The organism is Wolbachia endosymbiont of Drosophila baimaii (assembly GCF_028982185.1).
Taxonomy (GTDB): domain Bacteria; phylum Pseudomonadota; class Alphaproteobacteria; order Rickettsiales; family Anaplasmataceae; genus Wolbachia; species Wolbachia pipientis.
In genome coordinates this window covers 1-4,680 of the sequence record NZ_JAPQLE010000143.1, presented here as the reverse complement: position 1 = coordinate 4,680, position 4,680 = coordinate 1, and the positions used below count along the sequence as shown (strand labels likewise).

Annotated in this window: 6 protein-coding genes; 5 read left to right on the top strand and 1 reads right to left on the bottom strand. The window is 34.7% G+C overall.

Annotation, left to right across the window (positions count from 1 at the left end; genetic code table 11):
* Nucleotides 1-320: 320 nt before the first annotated feature.
* Nucleotides 321-821: a Smr/MutS family protein gene (locus tag OZD66_RS04935; protein WP_182367308.1), complete on the bottom strand. Its 501-nt coding sequence runs from the start codon at nucleotides 819-821 to the stop codon at nucleotides 321-323.
* Between the two features lie 92 nt (nucleotides 822-913).
* Between OZD66_RS04935 and rlmB the strand changes: the two genes are divergently transcribed.
* The 5 genes from rlmB to OZD66_RS04910 all read left to right on the top strand — a co-directional run bounded on the left by rlmB (nucleotide 914) and on the right by OZD66_RS04910 (nucleotide 4,590).
* Nucleotides 914-1,678: a 23S rRNA (guanosine(2251)-2'-O)-methyltransferase RlmB gene (gene rlmB / locus OZD66_RS04930; RefSeq protein WP_182367305.1), complete on the top strand. Its 765-nt coding sequence runs from the start codon at nucleotides 914-916 to the stop codon at nucleotides 1,676-1,678.
* Nucleotides 1,679-1,757: 79 nt separating this feature from the next.
* On the top strand, nucleotides 1,758-2,471 hold the full coding sequence (locus OZD66_RS04925; protein ID WP_182367302.1) for a Bax inhibitor-1/YccA family protein: 714 nt from the start codon (nucleotides 1,758-1,760) through the stop codon (nucleotides 2,469-2,471).
* A complete protein-coding gene (locus OZD66_RS04920; protein ID WP_182367299.1) occupies nucleotides 2,472-3,008 on the top strand; it encodes a cytochrome c oxidase assembly protein in 537 nt (178 codons plus the stop codon). It abuts the gene before it with no gap.
* Between the two features lie 169 nt (nucleotides 3,009-3,177).
* Nucleotides 3,178-4,155: a quinone oxidoreductase family protein gene (locus OZD66_RS04915; protein WP_182367280.1), complete on the top strand. Its 978-nt coding sequence runs from the start codon at nucleotides 3,178-3,180 to the stop codon at nucleotides 4,153-4,155.
* Nucleotides 4,156-4,392: 237 nt separating this feature from the next.
* Complete coding sequence (locus OZD66_RS04910; RefSeq protein WP_182367278.1) at nucleotides 4,393-4,590, top strand: hypothetical protein; 198 nt, start codon at nucleotides 4,393-4,395, stop codon at nucleotides 4,588-4,590.
* Nucleotides 4,591-4,680: the final 90 nt, after the last annotated feature.

Genomic DNA, 4,680 nt, shown 5'->3' with positions numbered 1-4,680 from the left:
ATGCCATTTATACCTCGCTATTACACTTAGTTTAGTATGGCTTTTTTTCCATTATTGTCTATCTGTTTGTTGTGCAGTGAGAATTGGTATCACCAACTCAGTATCCAATCTGGATCCAAGTAGTCAAGCTATTCGGATGACACCCTCATAAAGTGAAATGAGATCCCGCTAACACGTAGCGGGATGACGGGAAAAGAGGTACTGGGAGACATCCTTCCTGGTAGACCCAAATCACAATGTTCGCACAGTTGTACGTCACGCGCTGCCGAACACTGTATGGTTATACAAGAAAAATTAAGGCTTAAAAGGAATTTTAAGTATCAGGACTCAAGGTTTTTATTCCTTCTTAATAAAACATAAAAAGCCCCTTTACCACCATGTTTTTTCGTAGCTTGTTGGTAGTATAGAACCATATGCTGGATTTTAGTGTCATTTAACCATTTATTTAAGTTACTCTTTATAGTGTCTGTTTTATTTGTTGCACTGCCGTATCCCGTAATTACCAATAAACATCTATTTCCTGCTCGATAATTTTTGATAATAAAATCTATCAATTTACAGTAAGCATCCTCTATATTATAGCCATGCAAATCGAGCTTATCGCTTATAAAATATTTACCCCTATCAACTTTTGATTTTGTGTTTTGGTTAAGACAAAATGATGAGTTACTATTATTGGTATTAAGAAAATTCCCTTGTAAGTCGGAGGTACCTTTATCAACCATAGACTTTATATTTACTTTATGATCAACTTTCAAAGTAACTTTTCCACATTCTATTGGCTTAACATTTTTTTGCCAATCCAACTCATCGTCCGACATAAACGCATTAATCGAATTGTATAATTTTACAACAATATCCAAACATAGTAAAATGTTGCTTATTCTATAAAAACCCGATTTTCGATAATACGATGAAATCGTCAAAAATTAATGAGAATTTTTGGCTGTATGGAAAGCACACCTGCGTGTCAGCACTGAAGAATAAAAATAGGCAGTGTATAGAACTGTTAGTAACAGAAAATTTCTATAGAGAACATGAAAAAGAAATTAGGCAATGTGCAAATAGTAAGGGCATTAAAGTTCGATTAGTAGAAAACAAAATACTTAATGACGTTTTATCTAAAGGTGCTAACCATCAAGGAATTGCTTTAAATGTTGCCCCTATTCTTTATAACTTAAGCATCGAAGAGGTAGCTGAAAGCTCAAACGACAGCTCTACTATAGTCATTTTAGATCAAGTCACTGACACGCACAATATTGGATCAATTTTAAGAACTTCAGCTTGTTTTAATGTCGACGCATTGGTTTTACCACATAATCATTCACCGAGTGAAAATGCATCTATTGCAAAAGCAGCAAGTGGAGCTTTAGATATTGTTCCGCTAATATACGTTACAAATATAGTAAAAACTATGCAGTATTTGAAGAAGGTCGGCTACTGGTGTTACGGGCTTGATTGCAATGCTAAAGAAAATATAGATGAAATAAAGAGCTTTGAGAAAAAAAGAGTAATTATTTTTGGTTCTGAAGAGAAAGGAATGCGGAGGTTAGTTAAAGAAAATTGTGATTATCTTTTAAAGATCCCAATATCAAACGTAATTGACAGCTTAAATGTTTCAAATGCAGCAGCAATAGGCCTATATTCTATTTATATTAAAACAAATGCCAGCGCATAGCTGTTTATAATAAAAATACTTGATAAAAATGTGGTTTTATATTATAATGTGTTAAATAATGGACAAAAGGAGTTATATTATGTCTTACATGAGAAATGAACAGGATATTCGCTCTCAGGGCGTTTATTATAGCGCTGGGCTCAGAAGTTACCTAACTAAAGTATATAACTACATGGCTTTAGCTTTAGGCGTTACAGGGCTTGTTGCGTTTCTAACGGTATTTTCTGGTCTTTTTCAGGTAATTCATTATAATCCTGTGCTGCGATTTGTAGTGATGCTATCTCCTTTTGCGCTGGTGTTTTACATGTATTATAAACTTCAGCACTTAAGTGCTCAGTCCACAGTTACTATATTTTTTCTTTTCTCAGTATTAATGGGGCTTTCCTCATCTTATATTTTTGTAATTTACACTGCAGAAAATATAGCAAGAGCATTTTTCATTACATCGATCATGTTTGGCTCTATGGCTTTATATGGTAATACTACAAAAAGAGATCTTACAAGTATGGGATCTTTCTTGATGATGGGAGTCTTGGGGATAATTATAGCATTGATAGTAAATTTCTTCCTTAGAAGCAGTCCACTTTACTTTGCAGTATCATTTATATCAGTAATAGTCTTTACCTTGATGACTGCATATGATGCTCAGAGAATCAAAGATGTTTATTATAGGTATAATGACGGTTCAGAAGTTGCTACTACTAAATTAGCAATACTCGGTGCAACTGATCTTTATTTTAATTTTATTATTATGTTTAAACATTTACTCAGGTTACTTAGCAATAGAGATTAAATGTTCTCCTTTCTAAGGAAAGGTAGTAAGAATTCTATAGTTTTCTTTTTAATATCTTTAGTCGTATCGATGCTATGTCTTGCATATGCATCGGTGCCACTATATAGCATTTTCTGTAAAGCTACCGGGTATGGTGGCACAACAAGAAAAGTAACTAATGCAACAATAAGTGCAACTGACCAAAAAATCAGGGTTCACTTCAATGCTGATATAATGTCCGATCTACCTTGGGAATTTAAATCAGAAACTAACTACGTTGACGTAAACATAGGAGAACAAAGTTTAGCGTTTTATTACGCAAAAAATCTATCTGATCAGCCTTCGTTTGGAATGGCGGTGTATAATGTTACGCCTTTTAAAGCAGGTAAGTATTTCAATAAAGTTGCATGCTTTTGTTTTGAAGAACAAATGTTGCTACCAAAACGGAAAGCAGCTATGCCCGTATCTTTTTATATAGATCCTGAGATAATGCTTGATAACAATACAAAAGATTTGAGCGAAATAACACTGTCATACACGTTTTTTAAGCTTAAGTAACAGAATGTTTGCAAACCATGTCATTTCAGTAATCAATAGGGTGTCATCCAAGTAGCTGACACTGGAATGACAGGAGGTAACGCAAGAAGTCTATTGATTGTGAAAACAATAACTTTGCAAAATATTAATTGTTAGATAACATAATCAAAGTTTTTATCTTACATTCATCATGGTTAGAGCTATACAAATAAAAAAAACTGGGGGACCAGAAGTATTAGAATTTGTAGATAAGAGCATAGGCGAGCCAAAAGGCGAGGAAATTTTAGTACGTCACACAACTATCGGCTTAAATCGTTATGATTTAGAGCACAGAAAAGGTATGCGCAAAGTTAAAGATCTACCATCAGTGCTTGGAGTGGAAGCAGTGGGAGTTATTGAAAAGCTTGGTAAAAAAATCAGTGATGGATTCAAAATTGGAGACAGAGTTGGATATTGCACAGCTCCTCCAGGGGCATATTGTGAAAAGCGCATTATACACCAGAAATATCTGATAAAAATTCCAGATGACATATCTGATGAAGTTGCTGCTGCAGTGCTGTTTAAAGGTATGACAGCTCACTATTTAGTTAATCAATCTTATAAAGTTAGGCCTGGTGCTTTCGTGCTAGTTCATGGGGCTAATGGTGGTTTAGGACAAACAATATGCCAATGGGCAAAGGATAAAAAAGGTGTAGTGATAGGTTCTGTAAGCTCTGATGAAAAAATGAAGATAGTTTTACAAAGTGGCTGCACATACGCAATAAACTACAATGATAAAGACTTCGTTTCTAAAATTATGGAGATTACGCAAAACAGAGGAGTAGGTGCAGTGTATGACCCTATAGGTTACGCTACAAGCAAGCTTTCTTTTGAATCTTTAGGCAGGTTCGGTATATACGTTTCCTATGGGCAGATATCAGGTAACGCTCCTATTAGTTTTTCTTTACTTAGTTCACGTTCGTTATTTGCAACTGGAACCTCAATATACCATTATAAGCATGATAGATTCACATTAGTGCTTACCACAATGGAAATCTTCGAGATGATAAGAAAAAAACTTTTAACTGTACGGATCAATAAAAAATATAAATTTGATGAAATAATCCAAGCTCATCGCGATATGGAAAATAGAAAAGCGAGTGGGTTAAATATTATCAAAATCTCTTAAATAAACTAGTAATTTAAACTAACCATTCATTAAATCATATCAACTAGGACTTCACATATTTAATTCTCCTTTTGGGGGAATTAAAAGCATATAGCTAAACTGATTTAGGCTTACCGACGATTTGAAAAACCATCATTTCGCTACTCGTTAGCGGAATCTATACCGCGAATAGACTTCTTGCATAACCCAAATTAAGTAGAAAGAGGTATCATCCGAGTAGCTGACACTGGTTCCTTTATGACGGTAGTAGCCCCCCTTCTCCTGTCATTCCGGTGCTCTCTTCTTGTCATCCCAGTGCCCAAACACTGGGATCCAGTTTCACCTTATGATGGTGTCATGAAAGTAGCTGACACTGGTTTCCATCCAAGACGGTGTCATTCCTTACTATTACCCACAAATATAAATGTACTTATAAATAAAGTATTACAATATTAAAGTTTGCAAATATTGAGGGTATAAAAATGGCAAACGAGAGTAATGAATGGGCTAAAAATGAATTTGGAGATGCTGTACTTGGAGATAAAA

Bases quoted from the DNA above. Each gene is read 5' to 3' on its own strand.
- OZD66_RS04935 (WP_182367308.1), bottom strand. From the start codon at position 821: ATGTCGGACGATGAGTTGGATTGGCAAAAAAATGTTAAGCCAATAGAA.
- rlmB (WP_182367305.1), top strand. From the start codon at position 914: ATGAAATCGTCAAAAATTAATGAGAATTTTTGGCTGTATGGAAAGCAC.
- OZD66_RS04925 (WP_182367302.1), top strand. From the start codon at position 1,758: ATGTCTTACATGAGAAATGAACAGGATATTCGCTCTCAGGGCGTTTAT.
- OZD66_RS04920 (WP_182367299.1), top strand. From the start codon at position 2,472: ATGTTCTCCTTTCTAAGGAAAGGTAGTAAGAATTCTATAGTTTTCTTT.
- OZD66_RS04915 (WP_182367280.1), top strand. From the start codon at position 3,178: ATGGTTAGAGCTATACAAATAAAAAAAACTGGGGGACCAGAAGTATTA.
- OZD66_RS04910 (WP_182367278.1), top strand. From the start codon at position 4,393: ATGACGGTAGTAGCCCCCCTTCTCCTGTCATTCCGGTGCTCTCTTCTT.